Genomic DNA, 25481 nt, shown 5'->3' with positions numbered 1-25481 from the left:
TTTACTTCGACTCCATCTTCTTGGCCTGTTCTTCGGCCTGTTCGATCGGACCGACGTACATGAAGGCCTGTTCGGGCAGGTGGTCCCATTTACCGTCGCAGATTTCTTCGAAGCTGCGGATCGTGTCTTCCAGCGAGGTGATTTCACCCGGCTTACCGATGAAGACTTCGGCGACCAAGAACGGCTGGGACAAGAAACGTTCGATCCGACGTGCGCGGTGCACGATCGTCTTGTCTTCTTCGCTCAATTCATCGACACCCAGAATGGCGATGATGTCTTGCAGTTCACGATAGCGTTGCAAAATCGTTTGCACCCGGCGGGCGATCGCGTAGTGACGATCACCGACGTACTGCGGGTCCAAGATCCGGCTGTTGGATGCCAACGGGTCGATGGCGGGATAAATTCCCTTTTCCGAAATCGATCGTTCCAGATAGATGAACGCGTCCAACTGGCCGAATGCGGTCGCCGGCGCGGGGTCGGTCGGGTCATCGGCGGGGACATAAACGGCTTGCACCGACGTGATCGCACCGCTCTTGGTCGACGTGATGCGTTCCTGCAGGGCACCCATCTCGGTCGCCAAGGTCGGTTGGTAACCCACGGCCGACGGCATCCGTCCCAACAACGCGGACACTTCGCTACCCGCTTGCGAGAATCGGAAAATGTTATCGACGAACAACAGGGTGTCGGCACCGGTGGTATCGCGGAAGTATTCCGCCATCGTCAGTGCGGATAGAGCGACACGAAGACGTGACCCCGGCGGTTCGTTCATCTGACCGAACACCATGCAGGTTTGCTCGATGACGCTGCGGCCGGTCGACCCGATTTCGGTCTCCTGCATTTCCAACCAAAGGTCGGTGCCTTCGCGGGTCCGTTCACCGACACCCGCGAACACGGAATAACCACCGTGGCTGCTGGCAATCCGAGCAATCAACTCGGTCAAAATCACCGTCTTGCCCAATCCCGCACCACCGAACAGCCCGGCTTTACCACCGCGAACGAACGGGGTCAGCAGGTCGACCACCTTGATCCCGGTTTCGAACAATTCGGTGTTGGTCGAAAGTTCGTTGACCGGCGGGGCTTCGCGGTGGATCGGCCAGTAATCATCGGCCTGGACGTCGCCGCGTTTGTCGATCGGACGTCCCAGCACGTTGAAAACGCGACCCAAGGTTTGCTTTCCAACGGGCACCGATACCGGTTGCCCGGTGTCGACCACGTCCATGCCCCGCATCATGCCTTCGGTGCTGCCCAGTGCGATTGCCCGCACGCGGCCACCGCCAAGGTGCTGTTGGACTTCACCGACCAAGTCGATGTCAACGCCCTTGTGCTGGCTCTTGATGCTCAGGGCGTTATAGATTTTCGGAAGCTGACCTTCGGGAAACTCCGCATCGAAGGTGGATCCGATGACTTGGGTGACTTTACCGGTCACTTGCTGTTCAGTAGCGATGGACATGGATCAGAGGCAAAGGTTGAAAGGTTAACGGGTGGACGGGTGTCGGAGCGGGGCAGGGCGATCGATCGTTTGACGGCCGCTTTGCGATTCAGCTGCTCCGTTGATTTTCCAAGGCTTCAATTTTCCAAAGCTTCGACGCCGCCGATGATCTCCATGATCTCGCCGGTGATCTGGCTTTGACGGGCGCGGTTGTACGTCATGGAAAGTTGTTTGATCATTTCGCCGGCGTTCTCGGTGGCGCCCTTCATAGCGACCATTCGGGCGACCTGCTCGCTGACCGCCGAGTCCAAGAAACACTTGAATAGCTTGACCTTAAAACTGGTCGGAACGACTTCTTCCAGAATGCTTTCGGCCGACGGCAAGAATTCGTATTCGGCCACCGACTCATCCCCGGTGGCTTCTTCGTCGTCGCTCAGTGAACCGAGCGGTAGAAGCTGTTCGACGGTGGCGACCTGGGAACTGGTGCTATTGAACTTGGTGTACACGACATCCAAGCGATCCAATTTCCCGGTGATGTAGTCGTTCAGGTAACCGTTGGCGATGGTTTCAACATCGTCATAGGGCGGTTGATCTTCGAACTGATAGAACTGCTGGTCGGTTTCCATCCCGCGGAACTTCAGACCATTGACGCCTCGCTTACCGCTGGCGTCGACCGCAACATTGGGAACGTCTTCGCGCAATTTGCGAATCAGCGGCATCGCAGTTCGCAGAATCGATGCGTTGTATCCACCGCACAGTCCCCGGTTGCTGGAAAGCACCAGGACGCGAGCGTTTTTGATTTCGTCACGCGGTTCCAAAAGCGGATGGCTAACTTCCAAGCCGGCGGCGGCCAGACGTCGCACGATCTTGGTGATTTGATCCGTATAGGCCGTCGCCGCCGACGCACGATCCATCGCTTTCTTGTATCGCGCCGTTGCGATCAATTCCATCGTTCGCGTGATCTTGCGAATGTTCTTGATCGACTTGCGTCGCTTATCGAGTGCTCTAGCGTTGGCCATGGATTACTTATTGAAGCAAACGGAGATTGAAGGGGTATCGATAAAACTGTCCATCTTTCACCGCCAACGTTGCCAGGATGCCGAAAACGACTTGCAGGATGACCGGGACAAAGATCAGCGGCCAAACCAGTCCACAAGTCGCCAGGGTCAGCACAAAGCAGGCCCCCGACAAGATCAACAGGGTGATTTGGAAGTTCAACGCTTCTTTCGCTTGCGACTCCACATACGGGGACGTGTCTTTTTTAATCAGATAAACCACCAGAGGTCCGACAAATCCGACCAGGCCCCCGGCGATGATTCCCGCGATGCCCGACAAATGGGCGATCAGGGCTAAGTTCTTTTCGTCAGTGGTCGGCGGGGCTCCCACTTGGGGAATCGGTTCGGGTGACGTGGAATGGGTCTGGTACGACGGGTTGTCGGATTGCCCCGAATCGGGGCGATTGGCATAGGGATCGTAACCGGGGCCTTGCGGTGAATTCGGATCATTGGGTTGCATACGACTTCACTCCTGATGGGCCCGGTCATCGCCGGGGCGTTTAGGTGGCGGCCGGTGGTTTATAGCCGGCCTTGAATTCTTTGATCGCCGATTCGATTCGCTCGACAATCTCGTCGGACAATTCGCCCTTTTCAAGCAAGTCGTTCAGCAACGGTTGGTGCTTGTTCCTGGCGAACTGCAGGAAGTCTTGTTCCCACTGCTGGACCGACTTGATTTCGACGTCGTCCAGGTGGCCTCGCGTGCCGGCGAAAATGCTGAGCACTTGTTCTTCGACGGGCAGCGGCTGGTATTGGGGCTGTTTCAGCAATTCGACCATTCGGTACCCGCGGTCCAGCTGTGCTTGGGTCGCGGCATCCAGGTCGGTGCCCAATTGGGCGAAAGCTTCCAAAGCCCGGAACGCTGCCAAGTCCAACCGCAAACCGCCGGCGACCTTCTTCATCGCTTTGATTTGGGCGGCACCACCGACGCGTGAGACCGAAATCCCCGCGTTCATCGCCGGACGAACCCCGGCAAAGAACAGGTCAGGCTGGACGTAAATCTGGCCATCGGTGATCGAAATCACGTTGGTCGGAATGTAGGCCGAAACTTCGCCTTCCAGCGTTTCGATGATCGGCAGGCTGGTGATCGAACCACCGCCCAATTCGTCGGACAGCTTGGCCGATCGTTCCAGCAAGCGACTGTGGCAATAGAACACGTCCCCGGGGTAAGCTTCGCGTCCCGGCGGACGTCGCATCAACAGACTCATCTGACGATACGCTGTGGCCTGCTTGGACAAATCGTCGTAAACGACCAAGCAGTGGCCGCCATTGAACATGAAGTGTTCGGCCATCGCGGTACCGGCGTACGGTGCGATGTACTGCAGCGGGGCGGGGCTGCTGGCACCGGCGGCAATCACCGTGGTGTATTCCATCGCGCCGTGGCGTTCCAAAACGTCGACCACGCTAGCGACGGAGCTGTCCTTTTGGCCGATCGCGATGTAGAAGCACTTAACGTCCTTGCCCTTTTGGTTCAGGATCGCGTCGATGGCGATGGCCGTCTTACCGGTTTTACGGTCACCGATGATCAGTTCCCGTTGGCCACGTCCGATGGGGGTCATCGCGTCGATCGCTTTGATCCCGGTTTGCATCGGTTCGGTCACCGGCTGACGCTCGGCAACACCGGTGGCGATGATTTCGACCGGTCGCGACGCATCCGTTTGCACCGGGCCTTTTCCGTCCAGCGGATTGCCCAGCGGGTCCAGCACGCGGCCGACCACCGCATCACCGGCGGGAACCGACAGCAGGGTGCCCAGCGCTTTGACCTCGTCGCCTTCTTCGATGGTCAGGTAATCACCCAGGATGATCACACCGACGCTGTTTTCTTCCAAGTTGAACGCCAGGCCGATCGCACCGTTGGGAAATTCGACCATTTCCCCGGCCATGACGCCTGACAAGCCGTAAACGCGGGCGATCCCGTCGCCGACTTCCAGCACGGTTCCGACTTCGCGGACGTCGATCTTGCTTTCAAACTGCTCGATCTCTTGTTGCAAGACCGATGCGATTTCGTCGCTATTGAATTTCACGGCAGGTTATTCCGGATGAATCTAACCAGATGGAATGAATGAGTTTCGGACGCTGCTACTGAGCGGCCGCATCGGAGGACTGGGTATCGTCGGATGAACCGACATCGGCGGCCACGAATGCTTCGGCGCGTCGCATCAGTTGCTGGCTGAAACCGTCGTGGACCTTCTGTCGAACTTTGGCCAAGCGGCCGGCCACCGACGAATCGAACACCGTATCGCCGACGCGAACGACCATGCCGCCGATCAAATCGGTATCAATTCGTTCTTTCAAACGAACATGCCGTCCCAGGGTTTCACCCAGCCGACGCAAAACGTCTTCGCGTAAATCGTCGGTAATGGGCACCGCGGTACGAATTTCTGCGACGACCCGGCCCAGCTGTTCGTCACGAATATCCGCCGCCGCATCACGCACCGCACTGAGATACCCCAGACGGCCGTGCGCGTTCATGACCTTCAAAGCGTTTGTCAAAACGGGGTGAATGTGACCGGCGAACAAACGATCGACGACCGCGTTCTTTTCCGATTCACTGACCCGTGGCGAAGCAAGTGCCGCGGCCAAACGAGGGTTCGCCGACAAACCGTCGTCGACAATTTCGCCCAACTGCCCCAAGACTTCATCGGCGACGCCTTGGTTGTCCGCGGCCGCCATCAGAGCACGAGCGTAGGTCTTGCCCAGTTGCTCGGCACCGATATCAAGCACGGTGGGGTATTCGGTGGCTTCTGACACTTGATGAGGTTCGCTGGTTGACGTTTCGCTAAGTGACGTGATCGCTGGAATGGTGTCCGATCGCGGGCGAGGGGTCCGACGCGGTGCGGAACACAAACGCGAAGGAATGACCGCTACATCACGGCCGTGACCGGATGGGCTTAGTTATTACTGGGCAAACGATCGAGCGACTGTCGGATCAGTTCGGAGTGTTCTTGTTCGTTCAGTTCACGGCCGACCACTGAACCGGCCAACTTGATCGCCAAGTCGGACGTCTGGCCGGCGATCTCCGAGAGCGCGACCTTTTTCGCGGTCTGGATTTCGGCGACCGCACGTTCCTGTTGGCGTGACGCTTCCTGCTTGGCTTCGTCGACGATTCGCTGGCCGGTGGCCTGGGCGTCGTTGCGGGCTTCGGCCAACATCGATTGAACCTGTTGCGCCGCGTCGTCCAACTTCACCTGGTATTCCTTCAACAGCTTCGCGGCATCCGAGTTGGCCTGTTCGGCCGCCTGCAGATCGCTACGAATCTTATCTTCGCGGGCCCGCAAGCCGCCCAACACGTTGGGCCAGACGAACGCCGACAAGACGGAGAACACAAACAGGAAGATCAAAACGTTGAACATGGCCGAACCGAAATCGAACGACAGCAAGCCGCCCTCCGCTTCGTCGCCGTGTCCATCGTCACCATCGTGCTGGTGATCCCCTTCGCCGTGATCGTCACCGGCATGATCGTCACCTTCGTGATCGGCGGCGTCCGCGTCGGACCCGTCGGCAGAAGTCAATTCGACCTCCACGGCGTCCTCCGGTTCATCGGCGGCCGAGACGTACGAACCCGCCGACATCGCCAGCACGGCGAACATCAACAGCATGGGAAAGCGCATCGAAATCACGCTCATGATTTTCAGCATCGAAAGGGGAACAGGAAATTTGCTTGACGCGACCGCCGGGCCGAAAACCTCACAGCGACGATGCGGTGCACCGAGCAGGCTGTGGAAATCCGAACGACCGTCACGCGATGGGGCGGTGCCGTCTAGCTGACCAGCAGCGAGAACACCAATGCGATCACGGTCGCACCTTCGATCAGAGCGGCTGCAATGATCATCGCGGTTTGGATACGTCCGCCCGCTTCCGGCTGACGCGCCATCGCGTCGACTGCCGAACCGCCGATGCGGCCGATTCCCAAGCCGGCACCAATGATGATCAGACCGATTCCCAGGCCGATCCCCATGCGGCCGTAATCGGTGGTGATTTGTGCCAACAACGTTGCCAATTCAAACATCGAGAGAAAGCTCCAACAAAAGGAAAACCAAAGGTGGTTGTAAAGGATGGTTGAGGGTTAGACGGCCGGCCCGAGCCGGCCTGGGTCAAAAATTTTGTCGGGATCCATTTGCGCGGCATCCGTCAAAGCATCCGGATCATGATCCAGTTCATCGTCGTGCTCGTGGACCGCCGTGGCCGCAATGAACAGGACCGTCAAGAACGTGAAGATAAAGGCCTGCAGGAAACAGACGAACAACTCCAACAGAGTCAACGCCGTCGCGACCAGCATCACGGGAATCGAAACCGCCCAAGCACCGCCTTCGCCGATCGCTTCCTTGGCGGTGAAGATCAGCCCGATGAACGCGGCCAACACCAAGTGGCCGGCCATCATGGTTCCGAACAACCGCATGGCCAAGACGAAACACTTGACCAACAAGCTGAGCCATTCCAAGACATACAACAGCAAGGAAATCGGCAGCATCGCCAACCCTTGATCCCAGCCCAGCGGGTTGAAGTGATTGAAGAACGCCTTGGCACCGGTTTCTTTGATCCCGATGTAAAGAATCGCGATGAACGACAACACGGCCATCACGCCGGTCAACGACAGGTTCCCCGTCGCGCTGCCGCCCCAATGACTGTAGTGCGAATCACCGGTGATCAACTGCAACATCGCACCGAACGGGATCACACCCAGCACGTTGGCGAACAGAATGAAGAAGAAGATCGACCAGATGTAGTAGATATATTTATCGGTCAGACCGTGCAGGTTCGGTGCGGCCACTTCGTCACGAATGAAGGCACACATCGTTTCGAACAACTGGCTGATCCGACCCTTGGTCTGAAACCGCTCCAGGCCCTTGCCCGTTCCGGTCCCGACGCGGCGGCCGACCCAAGCAAACGTCAGAATCACCAACAGGCCGGCAACCGCCGACATCATCAAATGATTGGTGATAAAGAACTCATAGTACCCGTCGCGAATGCCCAACGCCGGCACGTCTTCACCAATGAACGACGCGGGCAAACGAAACAGCGGTTCGCTGTGCAGGGCGTGTGGAACGGCGTGTTCGAGCGGACTGTGGGCAGCCAGAAACATGCGGATATCGGCGTAAGAATTGGACAGTTCAATCCGACCGACCGGTCGGCGAAGGGTCGGCCTTGGGGATGGTCCGGGCCAGACTGATGACTTCGAGCGTCACGAGGTACACGTACCACGCCAACAGCCAAGCGGCCGTGATGCGATCCGAAGCAGCCATGTGATAGCGGCAGAGCATAAACAGTACAACGGTACCAACAAGCCGTAGCAAAGCAGATAAAACAAACTCGGCCCCAAAACCTTGATAGGCCAGGGCATCTTCACCATCGCTGCCGCCGACATCCTGACCGGCAGTGGCCGCCTCCCGCAGCCGCCCGCGGACCATCGCCGGAGTCACCGCGGCGACCGCAACGATCAAGCTGCTGATGGCCAACGCCAACCAGTGCCGAGCCGGAAGCCCGGCCGCCAGAACCGGCACCGCCCAAGCCACCACCGCCGCAGCAGGCAACATCGCGGCCCAGCCGACCAGCATCCAACGCAGCGATGTTTCGAATGGCCGCAGCGGCCGCCGTTGGTCCTTCACCCTGGACCTCTTCCCTGACCCGACTGGCGGTCTTGCCCCGCTTGGCCGCGCCGATCGGTCTCCGCAACCTCGGTGCGATCCGCCGGTGCACCCGAACCTGCCGGCGAATCGGACCCTCGACCTTCACCGCCGCCCCGGACTCCCGACGTCGATTGGTCGTAGCGTTGGCTAATTTCGTTGGCCATACGGATCAATCGATACATCCCAAGTGCAAACCCCATCAACACGCCGACAACAGCCAGCCAAGGCGTCTGCCAACCGATCCACCGATCCGCCAAGTAGCCGATCGCACCAAACCCCAACGCCCCACCGGCCAGCTCCACGCCAACCCCGGCCAGACGTCGGGTCGCGGGCGTAAGAAACATTCCCATCACTGGCACCTTCCGGCAGTCCGGACCGATCCACCAAGGCCATAACCATTGCGGCTCCAGCAGCCCCGGCGTAGCAGTTTCATACGACAACCTTCACGACATTCTTGAACAAATCGCGGCGGACCGCATCGACCAAAACCCGACACCACCCCAACGGGGCAAAAGGGTCCGGCTGACATGAATAAACGGGGAAAAACTGTCCGAGTTATGCCGCCTGGGCAACCCACCAGCGGGGAAACTAGGGTTCCCGTCGCGGTTTTGAACATCTCAACCCTAGACCAATCCATCTCCCCTTGGCATAATGTCACAGGTATCGATTATCCCGTTAAAAGGGGTCGTCGACCAGCCTCCCTCCTTCAAATCCTGCCGTTCTCGTCGCCCCTGCCCACCTTGCGACGAACATCCAAACCGCCATGGCAGCCGCCCCTGCAGCGGGCCGGTTGTATACATCCAGGAGACCGACGCCGTGATCACAACAGCCGACCTAAAAGCCCAGACACGACGTGAATTGGCCGATCTGGCGAAGAACTACGGGATCAGCGGTTGGCACGGGATGCGGAAGCACGAACTGGTCAAAGCGATCGAAAAGATGCAGCGTTCGCTTCGCCGCAGCGGTAACGGATCGAAAACCAAGTCGGAATCACGCTCCGCCAAGTCGATGGCTCCCAACCGAACGAAATCAACCACCGCGAAAGCAAAATCGACTTCCAAGAAACGCCGGACGGGCACCCAAGGGCGTGTGGCCGAAATGAAACCGCCACGCGTATCGCCCAAGACCGCGAGGATTCGGGCTCAGATCCGCAAGCGTCGTGAATCGGTCCAACGCAATCGCGACTTGTCCACCGGCACCCTGGTCGGCGGTGCGGCCCTGAAAAATGGTGCCCAGCGGACCCGTGGCGACGAACCGCACCAGGATCGCGTCGTCCTGCTGGTTCGTGACGCATTTTGGCTCCAGGCCAGCTGGGAAATCACCCGCGCCAGCGTCCAGCGTGCTCAATCCGCCTTGGCCGAGCGTTGGCACACCGCAGTGCCGACCCTGCGTTTGTTGACCGTCGGTGACGTTTCGTCCAACCGTGCTGAGAGTATCGAACGCGACATCCAAATTCACGGCGGTGTGAACACGTGGTACATCGACGTCGACGAACCGCCGTCGCGTTTCCGTGTCATGGTTGGCTACTTGGCCGACAACGGCGAATTCTTCTCGCTGTGCCGCAGCAACATCGTCGAAACTCCCAAGCCGGGTGAATGCGAACGACTGGACGAACACTGGTCGGACATCGCCGAAGATTACGAGCGGATCTATTCGCTTAGCGGTGGCTACGACACCGACGGTGGCGACCTGCGGGAAATGTTCGAAGAACGCCTGCAACGCACCATGCCCCAACGCGGCGAGAACGGCCTGACCGCCGAACCCACGTTGTTGCGTGAAAACCGGCTGCCGTTCAAGGTCGACGCAGAAATGATCGTCTTCGGCAGCACGTCGCCCACCGCTTCGGTGATGATCGGTGGCAACCCCGTCAAACTGCAGGCCGATGGCTCGTTCACCGTCCGTCTGAAGATGCCCGACAAGCGTCAAGTCTTGCCGGTGACCGCCGAAAGCCGTGACGGATCACGTCAACGCACCACCGTGATCGCGGTCGAACGGAACACCAAGACGATGGAAACGGTCGACTTCGAAGACAAGATCTGATCGATTCGGCCAAGCGTTCCAAACCCAAGTTGCATCAACGCCGCAAACGATTCGCGGCGCTGTTGCCGCTTGTTTTCTCAGCAGCCCCCCGTGACGCCACGTTGGTCGTGGATTGATCGGGCGAGGGCGGTGGAATCTCAAACGCGCTAAATTCCGCAAAAACGGGCAGGTGATCACTGATCGCCTTGGCTTGTTCGCTGGTGACGCCCAAATCGTTGACGAAGTCGACCACACCGGCCCGCCCCGTAATGAATTCCTGCGTCGTATAGCGGTCGATCAAAATGTGATCGTACGTCTTGTTGCGTGCGGTATTGGTCGTCAGACCACCGGCCAAGCTGGCGATCCCAGGGATCTGCCCCATTTCGCCCAAATTTGGGACGTCCACATTCAGGTCCCCGACCAGCATGTAATCGTCTTCGCCGTGCTGGCTGTATTCCCAACTGCGGATATTGTTGAACACATCGTCCAGCACATTCATCTCATTGGTCCGGGAATCCCCACGAACCTCATCCGGATCGGTGTGCATGTTGATCATCGTGAACCGAAACGGTTGCCGGGTCTGATTCGGCGCCGGACGCACCTGAAACGAGGCGACCATGGGTTCGCGATGCAGGAAATCCGATTCGCTGTTGGGCTCGCCGTCTTGGACGACGTATTGGCTGTCGGGCACCAACGCGATTCGGCGGTCGTCCCAGACGAACGCATAGTGTTCCTTTTGATTGGTGCGGCCCAGCGGCTGGCTCATCACCGCTTGATAGTGAGGCCGCCCGCCGCGGGGAACCTCCTGGTTCAGAATCTCCATCAGCCGGTCCAGCGCGACGCCTTTGCTTTTGACTTCCTGAATCGCGACGACGTCAAAGTTGGCGACGATGCCCGCGATCTGCTGCATCACGGTGCGGTTGTTGGACTTGGCTTCGGCAAAGACCTGGATGTTGAACGTTGCCACACGGATGGTCTCCGCAGACTTTTCCCCCAGTTGTCTGAGACTGATCGGCCGCATTTCGATCGGCGGCGATTCGCCCCGATACTTGTCCAACGACGGCAGATCGATTTGGCCGGTGAATGCACCCAGCATCGTCGCCAGGATGCCACCACCGGTCAGACCAGGACCGATCCAACGGACCAGCGGCAATGACCCCAGCAGGCTGCGGCTTTTGCTGCGGCGACGCCGCTTTTTATTGAATAGCAATCCCACGTCGCTTCCTTGCAGCGGGGTTTCGCGGCAACATCCTGTCGCCGAATCGTCGTGTCAGGCCGCCCACAGTCACCGGGCAGGGATGGTGGGTCGCCCTAGGCAGCGAAACCGCGGATGGATTCCAGCGCCTCGATGGCAAGACGACGCAATCGCGGCGGTGCATCTTCGGCGATGTTTCGCAACACCGGCATCGCCCCGGCCGCCTTTTGTCCGATCCGGCCGAGTGCCCAAGCGGCACGTTCTCGAGTCGGCAAGAAATGGGAATCGGTCAGGCAGCTTTCCAGCGCCATGATCGCTTCAGCCCAATGTCCGCCCAGTCCGCCGGCGGCACCACAACGTCCCAGCAACGTGGCCGCCCAATAGCTGACATCGCCGTGCTGTTGATCGGCCAGCAATTCGCACAATCGTGGCACTTCATCGGCGTGCACCGGCAGCCCGCACTCCAGGGCCTCGGCCGATCCGATTCGGACCATTTCCGCACTGTGCCCGGTCAGTTCCACCAGTCGCGACGCACAGGGCAAATCCATTCGTGACAACGACACTTCGTCGATCAGAGTGATTGCACGCAACACGGCCATCAAACGGACCGTATCGTCGCTAAACAGGTCTTGGTTTAAAACTGCTTCATGTTCGCTGGTGGACATGACTGGCGTCCTTGGGTTTCACCTTTGGTGGGATCGGATGTTCGAATCCATCGCGGCCATTCGGGAACGGCACGGCGACGATCGCCGAACCAAATTCGTCACTTGGGTGCGTTAGCAAATCGCCAAAGGGCGACGCAAGATCGAACCGACGCCGCAGATCGACGCCGATACGCTGGCGACTAGCCGCCCGAATCCGATGGCCACGATTCAGACGGCGACCATTCTGGTTGCGTTAGAATTGGATGATAGAGAAATTTGGGTCGCACCCCCGATCGAGTTGGCGGCTTGGCGACGGCGATGAAACTGGGCCGATTTGCCGATCCGAACATCGCCCGTTTCCCTGCGGATCTCGATCAGTGGCATCGGCCTGAATCGAATGGAATCGTCGACCTTTCCCCCACGCGCTACGGATCAAAACAGCCATGCAACAGCCCACCGATTTCGCCATCATTCCCGACCGCGATTCGATCGGAACGGTCGACCGCACCATCCAGTTTTTTCCCAGCCAGACGACCGAGCCGAAACGGTTGCGCACCGACGACATCACACGCTGGAACGAGACCGGGTTCCTGGGGCCGCTGGATGTGTATGACGAAGCCGAGATCACCGACATCCGTAAGTTCTTTGACGACTTGCTGCGAAAGACCTTGGCCGAAGGCAAAGACAGCTATTCAATCAGCAGCGCGCATCTGAAACACGCTCGTGTGTACGACATGCTGTGTGACGACCGCATCGTCGACTACGTTTCAGATTTGTTGGGGCAAGACGTGATCGGTTGGGGTGCCCACTTCTTTTGCAAAATGCCCGGTGACGGCAAACGAGTCGATTGGCACCAGGACTGTAGTTACTGGCCTTTGACACCGACCAAGGCGGTCACGGTTTGGCTGGCCATCGACGATGCAGACTTGGAAAATGGCGGAATGGAAATCTTCGCCGGTTCCCACACTTATGGCTTGATCGATTTCGAAACCAGCGACGCGGGGGCGGGCAACGTTCTGGACCAGACCGTCGAAAACCCAGAGCAATACGGCACTCGGATGCACACGCCCCTGAGCGCCGGCCAGATCAGCATCCACAGAGATTTGCTGTTGCACGGATCGGCACCCAATGACAGCGATCGCCGACGCTGCGGGCTGACACTGCGGTACTGTCCCGCCGATGTGACCGCTTACCTGGGCTGGCAGGCCAAGGGCGTGCCGGTTCGCGGCAAGGCGGATCCCGAACTGTGGCCCGGTGCCTCGCGCCCGGCCGAGTGATTGTGACCCGCCGGTCGGTTTGCCCGACAAGCTTTCTGCCGCAGAATCATTTCGGCAACCGCACTTTGCCGGCCCGGTTGTCTTCGGATCGTCTCCGACGGTTTCGGTTGGCGGATCGGCAAAAAGGATTAGAATAAGAGCTCGCGGTGACGGACTGAGTCCGGTTGACGGTCATCGGAACAGACAAACCGTCCGTCCCGTCAACCCTTCTTCGCTATGAAGCTAACCAGCGCCTACCAGTCTGCCGACTGCACGATTTCGTTCGAATTGTTCCCGCCCAAAACCTCTGCCGGGCTGGACAAGCTTTGCCAAAACGTCGATCGCTTGACCGATTTTGGCCCCAAGTTCATGACTTGCACTTACGGGGCCGGCGGATCATCCCAGGGCATGACCCTGGATGTTCTGCGGCAAGTGAAATCTCGGACGAATCTGCCCGTGGCCAGCCATCTGACGTGTGTTGGGGCGACCGTGCCACAGTTGTGTGATTTTCTACAGCAAGCGACCGACGCGGGGGTCGATTACATCGTCGCCTTGCGTGGAGACCCGCCCAAGGGCAGCGAAAAGTTTGTGCAAACCGAAGGCGGGCTGCGGTACGCCAACGAACTGGTGGAATTGATTCGTGAACGTTTCGATCACTTCGGCATTCTGGTCGCCGGTTATCCGGAAGTGCACCAGGAGGCACCCGATGCCCAAACGGATCTGACGAATCTGAAACGCAAGGTCGACGCGGGGGCCGATGTTGTGGTCACCCAATTGTTTTACGACAACGCCGACTTTTATCGTTTCCGCGATGACTGCGACCGCGCCGGGATCACGGTTCCGATCGTCCCGGGCATTCTGCCGGTCACCAATTTTGCTCAAGCCAAGCGGATCGCGACGATGTGCAAATCGGCGATCCCCGCATCGTTGGAGGACGCCTTTGGCAAGTGCCAGAACGCCGACGAAGAATTCGAAATCGGTGTCGAACATGCCCGACGTCAAACCATCGACCTGATGGAAAACGGCGTGCCCGGCATTCATTACTACGTGCTGAACAAGACCGAAGCAGCCGAACGGCTACTGCAGGGTTTGTCGTTCGCCGTTTAGGTCGCCGTTGGTCGCGGAGCAAACCAAACCGCCGGTCGTACCGGCATCACGGCACGGACTAGTTTCGCGTCAGATCCCAGGCGTCCAACCACTGCGTTTTTCGACGTTTCATGTCGAAGTTTTCTTCCAAACGCTCGGCCATGTCGGGCAGGTGACCGGCACCATAGAAGACGGCGATCTTTTGATTGTCGCCGCTTAATTCTTCACGCAAGATCTCGAACGCTTTGGCGTTGCGACCTTTGATCAACGTGTTTTCACCGTTGGCATCATCGATGCCGGCGGTGACCGATTCGATGTCGATCAATTGGCGCGCCATCGTCTGTTTCATCATCTTGCTGCGGTCTTTGCTGAACAAAGCCATCAGCAACCCTGCATCGCCGCCGGTTTGCGTGGACGATGCCAGTCCCGCCCCCATCATGCGGGCCACCATTTTCGGCAAACTGTCGCCGCGTCGTTCCAAGTCTTCGACAAATTCATCGGGCGACATGTCGGCGTGACGAAAGTTGTCCGCCATGTAATCGATCAACTCCAGCTGATATTCCAGATTCAGCATGGATTTCATGCCGGTCTGCATTGACGCCAACAGCGACCGACGACGCTTCAGATCTTCCGGCCGAATTCGCGTCCCGTCGGGAGCGACCAGCTCGTACAAGACCTTGTCGTACTTGGCCAAAAGACCGTTCAGTTTTGTGTAGTACTCACGCTGTCCGATGTGGACCACGCCGACCAAATCCACCACCTTGCCTTCGAACTCCGAGCCCTTTTTGCCCCGGTATCGGACAATCGCGGTCTGCAGGGCTTCGGGCCGTTGGTCGTCGCTCTTGGCGATGCGGACGTACAGCGGATCCTGGTCCGTTGCGGTCGCGTCGGACGAATCCGCTTGTTTGGTTTCCGCCGTATCTTTCTCGGTCGCGGCGGGGCGTTCGGCAACCGCTTGGGCGAAGGAACGTACCCGATCGGCAAAAACCAGAAACAGGGCGAACAAAAAAGCGAACAGCAGACGCATGGCATTACCGGGGGGCGTGATGATGGGGATCCGATTCGGGTTCGCCGAACCCCTTCTATCCTAGCGTTCGCTCAAGCCCGTCAAACCTTGGCGACGGATTCGCCGCCAATGCAATGACCGTCGGCTTGGTTCAGCCGCACAGGTCCAGACCGGTCAAACCGGCATCGGGCACGGGGGTTTCGGTATTCGGTTGTTCGCCGGCCAGCTGTCGGGCACAACACAGCCGCCACGTTTCCGCTTCGACTTCCAGAACCAAACGGATTTCATCGATGGCACCGGCGTCCCGCGTTTCTTCGGCGGCGATCAGGTGTTTGCACAGAAAGACGTACAGGTCGGAAACCTGTTTGCCCAAATCGGTATCTTTATCCGTCACGCCGGACAGCAGTTCGTTCAACAGGTCCAGCAACCAGATCGAATCTTCGCAAACCGCAGGCGTGTCTTCGTGCCGCCACCGCCGCGACAGGCGATCGGCCACTTGGACCGCTTTTTCGATCAGCATCAACCGCAATTTTGCCGGCGGGGCATTGATGACCGCAGATTCCAGGTACTGTCCGCTTCCCTGCTTGGTGGCTTCGTTCATAGATTCTCGACTCCCTTCGAGTGATTGGCGATAAGCGGTCGGATCAAGGATCGACGTCGTTTTTCAAGACGGCCTATTCCGGGATCTCGATCGGTTGGATGCTTTCGATCGCGCTGATGTTGCCTTGCAACTTGGCGATCGCTTCTTCCATACCGATGAATTGCAACAACAATTGTTCACGTTCGGTTTCCAGACGTGCGTTGTAATACTCGACCCGCTGGTCGTTGCGTTCGATCTGGGTCGTCAGTGTTTGGGTTCGCGTCAGCAACAGGCTGCTGGAATCGCCGGCCAAGCGTTCCCCCAGGCTGTCCATGCGGGCAACCAAACCGGTGTCGTCGGTGGTGAAGAAATCAACCACCGATTCGCGTTGCTCGGACAGCGTGTCCTTGAACTTGCTTTCGTCGAACTGCAGCTTGCCTTCGCTATCCAGTCGCAAGCCGACTTGGCCCAATGATTGAATGTCACCGGCGCCGCGGATTTGTCCCGATATCAGCCGGCTGTATCCGGTTTCGATTCGCAAGACTTCGCTGCTGCCGAACAACAGCCCGACTTCGTCAGTTTCACTGTCGAAATAACTCAGCTTGCCGACTTCATCGACCAACGTGTTGTACTGCGTGACCAGACGCTTGACCGCATTGACCGCGGCGTCGGGATTGTCACCGACGGTGACTTTGATGGCTTCGTCGGAAAGTTCTTTGACGGTCAACACCAATCCACCACTGGAATCGCTGCTGTCGGATTCCTCCGGGGTGACCGCCAAGACTTCGACACCGTCGATGGTTTGCGTTTCGCCCGTTCCCGCAAATCCCAAGGTCGACGCGACAATGCCGTTGCCGACGTCTTCGATGACCAAGTCTTCATCGCCGCCGGCGTTGTCGATGATTTGAACGCCCGAACCGTCTTCCTTGATCGAAGCCGTGACGCCGATGTCCAGGGCGTTGATCCGATCCACCAATGCACCAACGCTGGTGATACCTTCGGTCGTAATGTTGACCGCCCCGGTGGCGCCGGTGGAATCCTGGATCTTCAGGCTTCCGCTGGTGATGCCCAGATCGCTAAGCGCCGTCAACGATCCCAAGGCGGAGCCGGCGGATCCCGCATCGCCGATTTCGAACACGCCGTCGGTCGACGTGTAAAAGCGTTCGCTGCCGTCGGCGTCGGTCACACCGATCAATGCGTCTTGACCGATCGACGTGGTGTCCAGATCTAAGTTGAAGCCGCTGGTGTTGATCGCCAGCTGGCCACTTTCCCCGGCGGTTTGGCTGCGAACCGAAAGCGAAAAGCTTCCGTCGTCGTTCTGTCGGATTCCGGCGGTGGCGTATCGCCCGTTGTTGATCTTTTCCGCGATCGACGTCAGGGTGTCCTCGGCGGTGACTTCGATGACATCGGCTTGCGTTCCCACCAACGCCGAAACGGTCTGGCCGCCGATCGTCTGCTCGGTCGCGGTTCCAGCGATGCCCAGGTCGGCCGCCGCGGTTCCCGATCCGCCATCGGTGATTGTCAGTGCTTCTTCGCCGCCCGCATTGTCGATGACCTGGATGCCATCGCCCGCTTCGTTGATCGACGCGGTCACGTCGGCAGATGAATCGTTGATCGCGTCGACCAATTCGCCGATCGTGCTGATCTGATCGGCTTTCAAATTGATCGCACCGGTAACCCCGGCGCTGTCTTTGATGGTGAAACCACTCAGCCCAATACCGGCGCCACCGTTCATGTCTTCCAGCTTGGTATCGGCCGTGACCAATTGACGATTCAAATTGGTGCCCACGACGATGTCGTCGGTGGTGTCGGCCTGCAGGCCCAAGGCCGAAGCGGTGTCGTCGGCCGAATCGATTTGCAGGTTGCCCGAACCGCCCGACACGTCACGAATACGTAATCCGTTTCGTGCGTCATTGAGTCCGACGATCAGGTCCAAGCCCGCGGCGTCGATCAAGTCGATCACTTCGCTGGTGGATGTCGCCGATGATAAGTCCACCGACGCGGACGAACCGTCCGACAAAGTGATGTCCAGCGTCGTCAAACTGTCCAAGCCCGCACCGCCGGCCAATTCGTCCAGCGCGACCCCGCGTAACGTTTGCACGCCGTCGGGAAGTTCCAGTGCGGCGCCGGTGACCGAATCCGACGCTTCATTGACGCCCCACAGCCCCAGATCGGCGGCGGTTTCATCGCTGCCAAGTTGCTCAACGATCAGATTTGATGTCGATTTCCCGGTTTCGTCGATCAGACGAAAGGCACCGCCCACCGTGGTGGCCCGGACGTCGACGTCGGCGTCGTTGATGGCGGTGATCACGTCATCCACGGTGCGTGCGTCGGACAGATCGATTTCCGCCGACGCGCCGCTGCGGTCGGTGATGCGAATGGTTCCCGCTTCGACCCCACGTCCGCCGTTCAGATCCGCAAGGCTGGCGGACTGGTCCAGAAAACCCTCCGGTGCAACGGTCAGCTTTCCTTCAAAGCCCAATGCTTCTTCGGCGGAATCAAATCGCCGCCGTGACGAAACGCTGTGGGTCGCCGCAGTGGCCAGCGTGCGGACGCTGTAGTCGCCCGTTTCGACGTTCTCGCCCGCGGTGGCTGAAAGCACGTCTTTGTTGCTGGAACTGGCCGATTTGCTGTGATACAGCGCCTCGCTGCCCAGTCCATTTCCGGCCAACTGGACGCCGATCACCATGGCCATCAGCGAATTCACCGCCGATTGTTCTTGCCGCAAGGTTTCGGTTTGCGCCGACAATCGATCGCGCGGCTGGGCGCTGATCTGCATCAGCTGTTCAACGGTACCCAAAATATCGGTACCGGTAACCAAACCGACGGAAGATTGAATACGGCCCATGGCAACAAGAACGCCCAAGCGGTGAAAATCAGGATCGATCGAATCGATTCAATCCTTGTCATCGTCAAACTCGGGCCAAAGCATTCACCAATTCAATCGGATCGATGCGATCGAACTAGCCGCCTGACCACCCGTGCGGATGATCTGCTTTTAACCCCGTCCGAAACCTAGCTTGCCGATCGGCGTTGGAACCGCGAAAAACTGCGGTTTGTCGGACATTTCGTGGCCGATGCCGGACCGAGCCGCCGGATGCCCAAGGCCATGGCGGCGGTCGGTCAGCGTTGATTATCGGCTTATCCCAACAGCGACAGGACGTTTTGCGGGTTCTGGTTGGCGATCCCCAGCACGTTGGTACCGGATTGGACCAAGATTTGGGCTCGCGTCAGGTTGGCCGATTCTTGAGCAAAGTCGGCGTCCCGGATCGAACTTTCCGCTTCCTTCAGGTTGGCCATCGTTTCATTCAGGCTGACCATGTTGCTGTCCAGCGTCGTTGCCTGGAACGCACCCAACCGCCCACGCAGCCCGGTGACCTTATTGATGACGTCATCGATGACGCGTGCGGCACCGTTGATGTCGTTGGTCAGGCTCTTGTCCTGGCCGCTGGCCAATTCGTACAGCCGGCCGCTGGCACCGCCCAGTTGGCTGGTGCTGACGCTGCCGATCCCCATACGGGCTTGCTGATTGCTGGTCACGTCGGGGCCCAGTTGGAACAGGGCACCGCCACTGGTGATGCTGAAGGACACGTCGGTGTCGCTGCCTTCTTCGACCGTCACGGTCAAGTCCAGCGTGCTGGTGTTGATCGACAACGTGTTGCCGTCGCCGGTGGCGGACGTGCCGTTGACCGTGGCGCGGATGTCTTTTCCATTGGCCCGCGACGCGGTCAAACCGCTTTCAAACGTTCCGCCTTCGCCCTCTTCGATGACTTCGATATCGATCAGCGATTCGGAACCGTACGTGGTGCTGGTCAACTTCAGCGAACCGCCATCGTCTTCGGCTTGAATGCCGGTCGAATCGGAAACCAAGTTGATCGACTGGATCACGTCGTCCAGCGAAGCTCCCTTATCAAACTGGAAGACTTCCGAACCCAACGATCCGGTCAACTGAACCACCAAGTCGGCGTTCAGTCCGCCGCCGAACACGCCGCCGGTCAGATCGGTCGTGGTTGCCGGGGTGTCATTGACAATGTCATAACTGCCGTCGCCATCGGTCGCGGTCAGTTCGGCGCTGAAGCCTTCCAAATCGTCGATCGCTTGCGAGATCGCACCAACGTTGACCGGACCGTTGCTGCTGACCGCGACGACGATATTGCCGTCGGTATCCAGCGATGCGATTGCGGTGCCCGCGTCCAAGGAGTTGTCCGAGTTCAGCGTGATCGAAACACCATCGCTGTCGGCAGTGGCATCGTCCGCCGTGACCGTGATCACGTCGTCGGCCGTCGCGTCGGTACCACCAGTCAGGCTGGGGTCGTTCGCACCCAAATCCGCCGTGGCAAACAGGGCCGTGCCGTTTTGCACGTTCCGTGTGATGAACGTGCCTTCGTTGTCGATCGCGGCGGCAATGTCAGCCGTCGTCGCACCGTCGGCCACCGTGATGTTGATCACATCGTTGTCAGCGTCGTAAACCGCTTCGGTCGTGTCACCGCTGGTCAGGTTCAACGTCACGCCGTTGCCAGCGGTGCCGTCGGCGTCACCACCGTTGACCGCTTCGATGTCGAACGATGACGCCAACGTCGGGTCGGTACCGCTGGCCAGTTGAGCCGTCAGCGGGCTGCCCGGTGCCGTGTTGTCGACAGCGTCATACTCGTAGTCGCCGTTGACCGTGTTCGATGCGATGAAGTCATCGCCGACATCATTGTTGATCGCCGCGGCGATGTCGGCGATCGTGTCACCGTCGGCAACCGTGATTGTCAGCAAGTCGTTGTCGGCGTCGTAGGCCGCACCGGTCGTCGCACCACTGGTCAACACGATGTCCGTGTCGTTCCCCTTGGCACCGTCGGCCGCACCACCGTTGACCGCCGTCAGGTCAAAGCCCGTCGTGCCGCTGGTCGTGTTTGAACCACCGGTCAATTGGCCGGTGTACGTGCCCGCATCGCCCGCGGCGATCGTACCCGAGGTACCACCGTTGGCTGCGACGGTGAAGTTCGGGTCGCCGGTCAGGTCCGTCACGATTGCCGCGGCGTTGTCGCCTTCGACCAAGGTCAACGTCAGCGTGTCGCTGTCGGCGTCATAGCTGGCCGACGAATCACCGCCGACTTGCGTGACGACTTCGATGATCGTGCTGTCACCCTTCAAACCGTCGGCCAAGCCGCCGTCGACCGCATCGATGTCCAACGTCACGCCGCTGCCCAGCGTCAACGTACCGCCCGCTTCGGCATTGGGCGTGAACGCATCGTCGAAGTTGATCGTCCCGGTCGCTTCGGCACCAACGGTGAACGAATTGGCAAAGTTCACGGTGCCGGCCGCTTCGGCGTCGGCCGATGGGGCGCTGAAGTTGATCGTCCCGGTGGAGTATGCCGCGGTGGTTGATGCCGGGATTCCCGTCGTGCTGACTTCCGCCTTGGTCGCCGCCGCGACGACTTCGATGTCGACGTCGATCGCGCCCAACGCACCCAAGTTGGCTTGATCAATCTGCAAGTCGGTGATCGTTCCAAAGTTCGATCCGCCCTGGGTCACAAAGTCCAAGCTGCCGTCCAACAGTCGACGGCCTTGGAAGGTGGTCGTTTGGGCGATCCGGTTGATCGCTTCCAGCGAACTGTCGATCTGCAACTGGTTTGCAGCGATTTCGTCGGGGCTCAAAGCGCCACTGTTGGCCGCTTCAACGACCAGACCGCGGATGTCGTTCAACAAGCTGCTGACTTCACCAAGCGCGCTGTCGGCGGTGCTGATGATCTGGCTGGCCCGTTGCGTGTTGCTGACGGCTTTGCCCAGGCTGGTGATTTCGCTTCGCAGGGCTTCACTGGCAATCAAACCGGCCGGATCGTCCGATCCGCTGTTGATGCGTAAGCCGGTGCTCAGCCGCGTCAGGCTGGTCTGCAAATCCCGGTTACTCGTTTGCAGCCGATTCTGGGCGACAAGCGAAGGAACGTTGGTGTTGATCCGTGTCATGGCGGGACTTCCATATCAAGTGAGACTAATGAATCGCAGTCTCTTCCGACCGCGTGGCCCGGCCACGCGAAGACCGGAAAACATTCCGAACCGGAGCGGTGTGAAACTCGCGTCCCCGATTTGGAAATCTGTTTGCGTCACACTCGGTATCGGAATTCCTTCCCCACAAATCTGGCCGAACAGCGTCCGAATCTGGACGACTGTCGACCCGGTGCCTGCATTATTCGAAACGACCGTTAAGCTTTGACATACTCGGGCCGCCGAACTGAGCCGATGTCCCTGTTCAAAACGAAGAAACGCCCCGTCGAACTGATTCGACGGGGCGTTTCGCGGCTTTCCGGTGGCCGGCCGATGCCCCGAAAATCGGGTTTCGGCCGGCGGAATATGTTTCGGCGAACTTTTTGTTTCGGCGAACTTATCGCAGCAGTGACAAAACGTTCTGCGGGTTTTGGTTGGCCATGGCCAACACGTTCGTGCCCGATTGGACCAGGATTTGAGCCCGGGTCAGTTGGGCGGACTCTTCGGCGAAATCGGCGTCGCGGATCGAGCTTTCCGCTTCTTGCAGGTTGGCCTTCGTCTCGTTCAGGCTGACCATGTTGCTGTCCAGCGTCGTTGCTTGGAACGCACCCAATCGGCCGCGAAGTCCCGTGACCTTGTTGATGACTTCGTCGATCACTTCGGTGGCACCGCTGATGTCATTGGTCAGACTCTTCGCCTGACCGCTGGCCAGTTCGTACAGTCGACCGCTGGCACCACCGAGTTGACCGGTGCTGACGCTGCCGATGCCCAAGCTGGCTCGTTGCGTGCTGGTGACTTCCGGTCCCAATTGGAACGTCGCACCGCCACCGGTGATGTCAAAGCTGATGTCGCTGCTGACGCCTTCTTCGACCGTCATGGTCAAGTCCAACGTGCTGGTGTTGATCGACAAAGTGTTGCCGGATGCGTTGGCCGCGATTCCGTTGACCGTTGCCGACAGGTCGGTACCGGTGGCACGTTCGGCGGACAGGCCGCTCTTGAACGTTCCGCCTTCGCCTTCGCTGATGACTTCGACATCGATCAGCGAATCCGAACCGTACGAGGTGCTGGTCAGCTTCAACGAACCGCCGTCGTCTTCGGCTTGAATGCCGGTCGCGTCGGCAACCAAGTTGATCGACTGGATCACGTCGTCCAGCGAAGCTCCCTTATCGAATTGGAAGACTTCGGCCCCCAGCGAACCGGTCAACTGAACCACCAGGTCGGCGTTCAGTCCGCCGCCGAACACACCGCCGGACAGGTCGGTCGTGGTCGCCGCGGTGTCGTTGTCGATGTCATAGCTGCCGTCACCATCGGTCGCGGTGACTTCGGCACTGAAGCCGTCCAAATCATCGATGGCGGCGGAGATCGTTCCGACATTGACCGCACCATTGCTGCTGACCGCGACCACGATGTTGCCGTCGTCGTCCAGCGATGCCTGAGCTTCACCGGCGGCCAGCGAGTTGTCCGCGTTCAGTGTGATGGAAACGCCATCGCTATCGGCACTGGCTTCATCCGCCGTGACCGTGATCACGTCGTCGGCTGTCGCGTCGGTACCACCGGTCAGGCTGGGGTCGTTCGCACCCAGATCCGCCGTGGCGAACAAGGCCGTGCCGTTTTGCACGTTCTTGGTGATGAACGTGCCTTCGTTGTCGATCGCGGCGGCAATGTCGGCCGTCGTCGCACCATCGGCCACCGTGATGTTGATCACGTCGTTGTCGGCGTCGTAAACCGCTTCGGTCGTGTCACCGCTGGTCAGGTTCAACGTCACGCCGTTACCCGCGGTGCCGTCGGCGTCACCACCGTTGACCGCTTCGATGTCGAACGACGATGCCAACGTCGGGTCGGTGCCGCTGGCCAGTTGAGCCGTCAGCGGGCTGCCGATCGCCGTGTTGTCGGCCGCGTCGTAGGCGTAGTCGCCGTTGACCGTGTTCGATGCGATGAAATCGTCACCGACGTCATTGTTGATCGCCGCGGCGATGTCGGCGATCGTGTCACCGTCGGCAACCGTGATCGTCAGCAAGTCGTTGTCGGCGTCGTAGGCCGCACCGGTCGTCGCACCACTGGTCAACACGATGTCCGTGTCGTTCCCCTTGGCACCGTCGGCCGCACCACCGTTGACCGCCGTCAGGTCAAAGCCCGTCGTGCCGCTGGTCGTGTTCGAACCGCCGGTCAATTGGCCGGTGTACGTGCCCGCATCGCCCGCGGCGATCGTACCCGAGGTACCACCGTTGGCTGCAACGGTGAAGTTCGGGTCGCCGGTCAGGTCCGTCACGATTGCCGCGGCGTTGTCGCCTTCGACCAAGGTCAACGTCAGCGTGTCGCTGTCGGCGTCATAGCTGGCCGACGAATCGCCGCCGACTTGCGTGACGACTTCGATGATCGTGCTGTCACCCTTCAAACCATCGGCCAGGCCGCCGTCGACCGCATCGATGTCCAACGTCACGCCGCTGCCCAGCGTCAACGTACCGCCCGCTTCGGCATTGGGCGTGAACGCATCGTCGAAGTTGATCGTCCCGGTCGCTTCGGCGCCAACGGTGTAGGAATTGCTGAAGGACGCGGTGCCGGTTGCTTCGGCATCGGCCGACGGTGCACCGAAGCTGATCGTCCCGGTGGAGTTGGCTGCCGTGGTCGTTGCGGGGATCCCGGTGGACGTGACCGACGCCTTGGTGGCAGCGGATTGAACTTCGACGTTCACGCTGATCTTGCCAAGGTTGCCCAAGTTGGCTTGGTCAATTTCCAAGTCTTTCACGTTGGAAAAGCCTGTGCCGGCCTTGGTGTTGAAATCCAGGCTGCCGTCCAGCAATTTTCGGCCTTGGAAAGTGGTCGTTTGGGCGATCCGATTGATCGCTTCCAGCGAACTGTCGATTTGCAGTTGATTCGCCTCGATTTCCTCGGACGACAGGGCACCGCTGTTGGCTGCTTCGACGACCAGGCCGCGGACGTCGTTCAGCAGGCTGCTGACTTGGCCCAAGGCACTGTCAGCGGTGCTGATGATTTGGCTGGCTCGTTGCGTGTTGCTGATCGCCTTGTTCAATCCGGTGATTTCAGCCCGCAAGGCTTCGCTGGCGATCAAACCGGCCGGATCGTCCGCACCCGTGTTGATACGCAAACCGGTCGACAAACGCGTCAGGCGAGTTTGCAGGTCGGCGTTGCTGGATTGAAGTCGGTTTTGGGCGACAAGAGACGAAACGTTGGTGTTGATCCGTGTCATGGTGATTTCCCCTATGCTGCGGCATCGCTGCCGGCGGAATGTGCGTTCCGCCGCTCAAACAAGTTCAACCGGGCAGCGGTGCGTTCGAATTTGGGCAGGCACCGAACACCGATACACCTGCCGGAGGGCAGCAACACTTTTCTGCCTTCCGCTGCAAACGTTGGTCACGGCGAAATATTGGCAAACTTTTAGGCCTACAAAAGCTGGCCAAACTTGAACGAATCAGGTCCGAATCCAGCATCTTCCCTAGAAACGTCACAATCCGCCTTGCCGCTGCCGTTGCCACGTTGGTACTTAGCCAGCAACCGGGACGTTTTTCCCGCAATGCCGCGCCCCACCGGATGCGGCCACCCAAGACGTTTCATCCCCCTTTAGCGACTCATAAACAGCGATTCCGTCTCGTTCGCGA

At 59.3% G+C, this 25481-nt stretch carries 20 protein-coding genes; 3 read left to right on the top strand and 17 right to left on the bottom strand.

Annotated features, from left to right (window positions below; genetic code table 11):
- Position 1: 1 nt before the first annotated feature.
- From atpD to HFP54_RS00960, 10 genes are all read right to left on the bottom strand, one after another.
- On the bottom strand, positions 2 to 1450 hold the full coding sequence (gene atpD, locus HFP54_RS01005; RefSeq protein WP_197136141.1) for a F0F1 ATP synthase subunit beta: 1449 nt from the start codon (positions 1448 to 1450) through the stop codon (positions 2 to 4).
- A 116-nt stretch (positions 1451 to 1566) separates the two neighbouring features.
- Positions 1567 to 2448, bottom strand: coding sequence for an ATP synthase F1 subunit gamma (gene atpG, locus HFP54_RS01000; RefSeq protein WP_146411693.1), 882 nt, complete (start codon positions 2446 to 2448; stop codon positions 1567 to 1569).
- A gap of 7 nt (positions 2449 to 2455) precedes the next feature.
- Positions 2456 to 2944, bottom strand: coding sequence for a DUF4870 domain-containing protein (locus tag HFP54_RS00995; RefSeq protein ID WP_146411690.1), 489 nt, complete (start codon positions 2942 to 2944; stop codon positions 2456 to 2458).
- Positions 2945 to 2984: 40 nt separating this feature from the next.
- Positions 2985 to 4505, bottom strand: a complete 1521-nt coding sequence (atpA, locus tag HFP54_RS00990) for a F0F1 ATP synthase subunit alpha (RefSeq protein WP_146411687.1) — start codon at positions 4503 to 4505, stop codon at positions 2985 to 2987.
- Between the two features lie 55 nt (positions 4506 to 4560).
- Entirely contained in the window at positions 4561 to 5232 is a 672-nt protein-coding gene (gene atpH / locus HFP54_RS00985) for an ATP synthase F1 subunit delta (RefSeq protein ID WP_168563744.1), read from the bottom strand.
- A gap of 140 nt (positions 5233 to 5372) precedes the next feature.
- Positions 5373 to 6107 (bottom strand): F0F1 ATP synthase subunit B, encoded by a 735-nt coding sequence (atpF, locus tag HFP54_RS00980; RefSeq protein WP_197136139.1) that lies wholly within the window; start codon positions 6105 to 6107, stop codon positions 5373 to 5375.
- A 134-nt stretch (positions 6108 to 6241) separates the two neighbouring features.
- The gene (gene atpE / locus HFP54_RS00975; protein WP_145301864.1) at positions 6242 to 6490 is read right to left on the bottom strand and encodes an ATP synthase F0 subunit C; all 249 of its coding nucleotides are present in this window, start codon (positions 6488 to 6490) and stop codon (positions 6242 to 6244) included.
- A 57-nt stretch (positions 6491 to 6547) separates the two neighbouring features.
- Positions 6548 to 7570, bottom strand: a complete 1023-nt coding sequence (gene atpB, locus HFP54_RS00970; protein ID WP_146411677.1) for a F0F1 ATP synthase subunit A — start codon at positions 7568 to 7570, stop codon at positions 6548 to 6550.
- 22 nt (positions 7571 to 7592) lie between these two features.
- Positions 7593 to 8087, bottom strand: coding sequence for a hypothetical protein (locus HFP54_RS00965; RefSeq protein WP_168563743.1), 495 nt, complete (start codon positions 8085 to 8087; stop codon positions 7593 to 7595).
- Positions 8084 to 8458 (bottom strand): AtpZ/AtpI family protein, encoded by a 375-nt coding sequence (locus HFP54_RS00960; protein WP_168563742.1) that lies wholly within the window; start codon positions 8456 to 8458, stop codon positions 8084 to 8086. The genes HFP54_RS00965 and HFP54_RS00960 overlap by 4 nt, the downstream gene beginning before the upstream one ends.
- A gap of 466 nt (positions 8459 to 8924) precedes the next feature.
- On the opposite strand from HFP54_RS00960, the gene HFP54_RS00955 reads away from it, so the two are divergent.
- Positions 8925 to 10148, top strand: coding sequence for a DUF4912 domain-containing protein (locus HFP54_RS00955; RefSeq protein WP_146411668.1), 1224 nt, complete (start codon positions 8925 to 8927; stop codon positions 10146 to 10148).
- 34 nt (positions 10149 to 10182) lie between these two features.
- Here the strand turns inward: HFP54_RS00955 and HFP54_RS00950 are convergent, their stop codons facing one another.
- On the bottom strand, positions 10183 to 11343 hold the full coding sequence (locus HFP54_RS00950) for an endonuclease/exonuclease/phosphatase family protein (RefSeq protein ID WP_390656223.1): 1161 nt from the start codon (positions 11341 to 11343) through the stop codon (positions 10183 to 10185).
- 95 nt (positions 11344 to 11438) lie between these two features.
- Positions 11439 to 11987 carry a HEAT repeat domain-containing protein gene (locus HFP54_RS00945; RefSeq protein WP_146411665.1) on the bottom strand — a complete coding sequence of 183 codons (549 nt, stop codon included), beginning with the start codon at positions 11985 to 11987 and terminating at the stop codon, positions 11439 to 11441.
- A gap of 422 nt (positions 11988 to 12409) precedes the next feature.
- On the opposite strand from HFP54_RS00945, the gene HFP54_RS00940 reads away from it, so the two are divergent.
- The gene (locus HFP54_RS00940) at positions 12410 to 13243 is read left to right on the top strand and encodes a phytanoyl-CoA dioxygenase family protein (protein ID WP_168563741.1); all 834 of its coding nucleotides are present in this window, start codon (positions 12410 to 12412) and stop codon (positions 13241 to 13243) included.
- A gap of 216 nt (positions 13244 to 13459) precedes the next feature.
- Positions 13460 to 14329, top strand: a complete 870-nt coding sequence (gene metF / locus HFP54_RS00935; protein WP_146411658.1) for a methylenetetrahydrofolate reductase [NAD(P)H] — start codon at positions 13460 to 13462, stop codon at positions 14327 to 14329.
- A gap of 58 nt (positions 14330 to 14387) precedes the next feature.
- Here metF and HFP54_RS00930 read toward each other — a convergent pair whose 3' ends face one another.
- The 5 genes from HFP54_RS00930 to HFP54_RS25390 form a co-directional block, all read right to left on the bottom strand.
- Positions 14388 to 15335: a hypothetical protein gene (locus tag HFP54_RS00930; protein ID WP_235951171.1), complete on the bottom strand. Its 948-nt coding sequence runs from the start codon at positions 15333 to 15335 to the stop codon at positions 14388 to 14390.
- Between the two features lie 130 nt (positions 15336 to 15465).
- Positions 15466 to 15915 carry a flagellar protein FliS gene (locus HFP54_RS00925; protein WP_168563740.1) on the bottom strand — a complete coding sequence of 150 codons (450 nt, stop codon included), beginning with the start codon at positions 15913 to 15915 and terminating at the stop codon, positions 15466 to 15468.
- A 73-nt stretch (positions 15916 to 15988) separates the two neighbouring features.
- Entirely contained in the window at positions 15989 to 18742 is a 2754-nt protein-coding gene (fliD, locus tag HFP54_RS00920; protein ID WP_168563739.1) for a flagellar filament capping protein FliD, read from the bottom strand.
- A 293-nt stretch (positions 18743 to 19035) separates the two neighbouring features.
- Positions 19036 to 21846 carry a flagellin N-terminal helical domain-containing protein gene (locus HFP54_RS00915; RefSeq protein WP_168563738.1) on the bottom strand — a complete coding sequence of 937 codons (2811 nt, stop codon included), beginning with the start codon at positions 21844 to 21846 and terminating at the stop codon, positions 19036 to 19038.
- 415 nt (positions 21847 to 22261) lie between these two features.
- Positions 22262 to 25072: a flagellin N-terminal helical domain-containing protein gene (locus tag HFP54_RS25390; RefSeq protein WP_197136131.1), complete on the bottom strand. Its 2811-nt coding sequence runs from the start codon at positions 25070 to 25072 to the stop codon at positions 22262 to 22264.
- Positions 25073 to 25481 lie beyond the last annotated feature (409 nt).

It is taken from the genome of Crateriforma spongiae, assembly GCF_012290005.1.
Classification (GTDB): Bacteria; Planctomycetota; Planctomycetia; order Pirellulales; family Pirellulaceae; genus Crateriforma; species Crateriforma spongiae.
The sequence above is the reverse complement of the archived record's forward strand: the minus strand, read 5'-3'. Positions and strand labels throughout refer to the sequence as shown.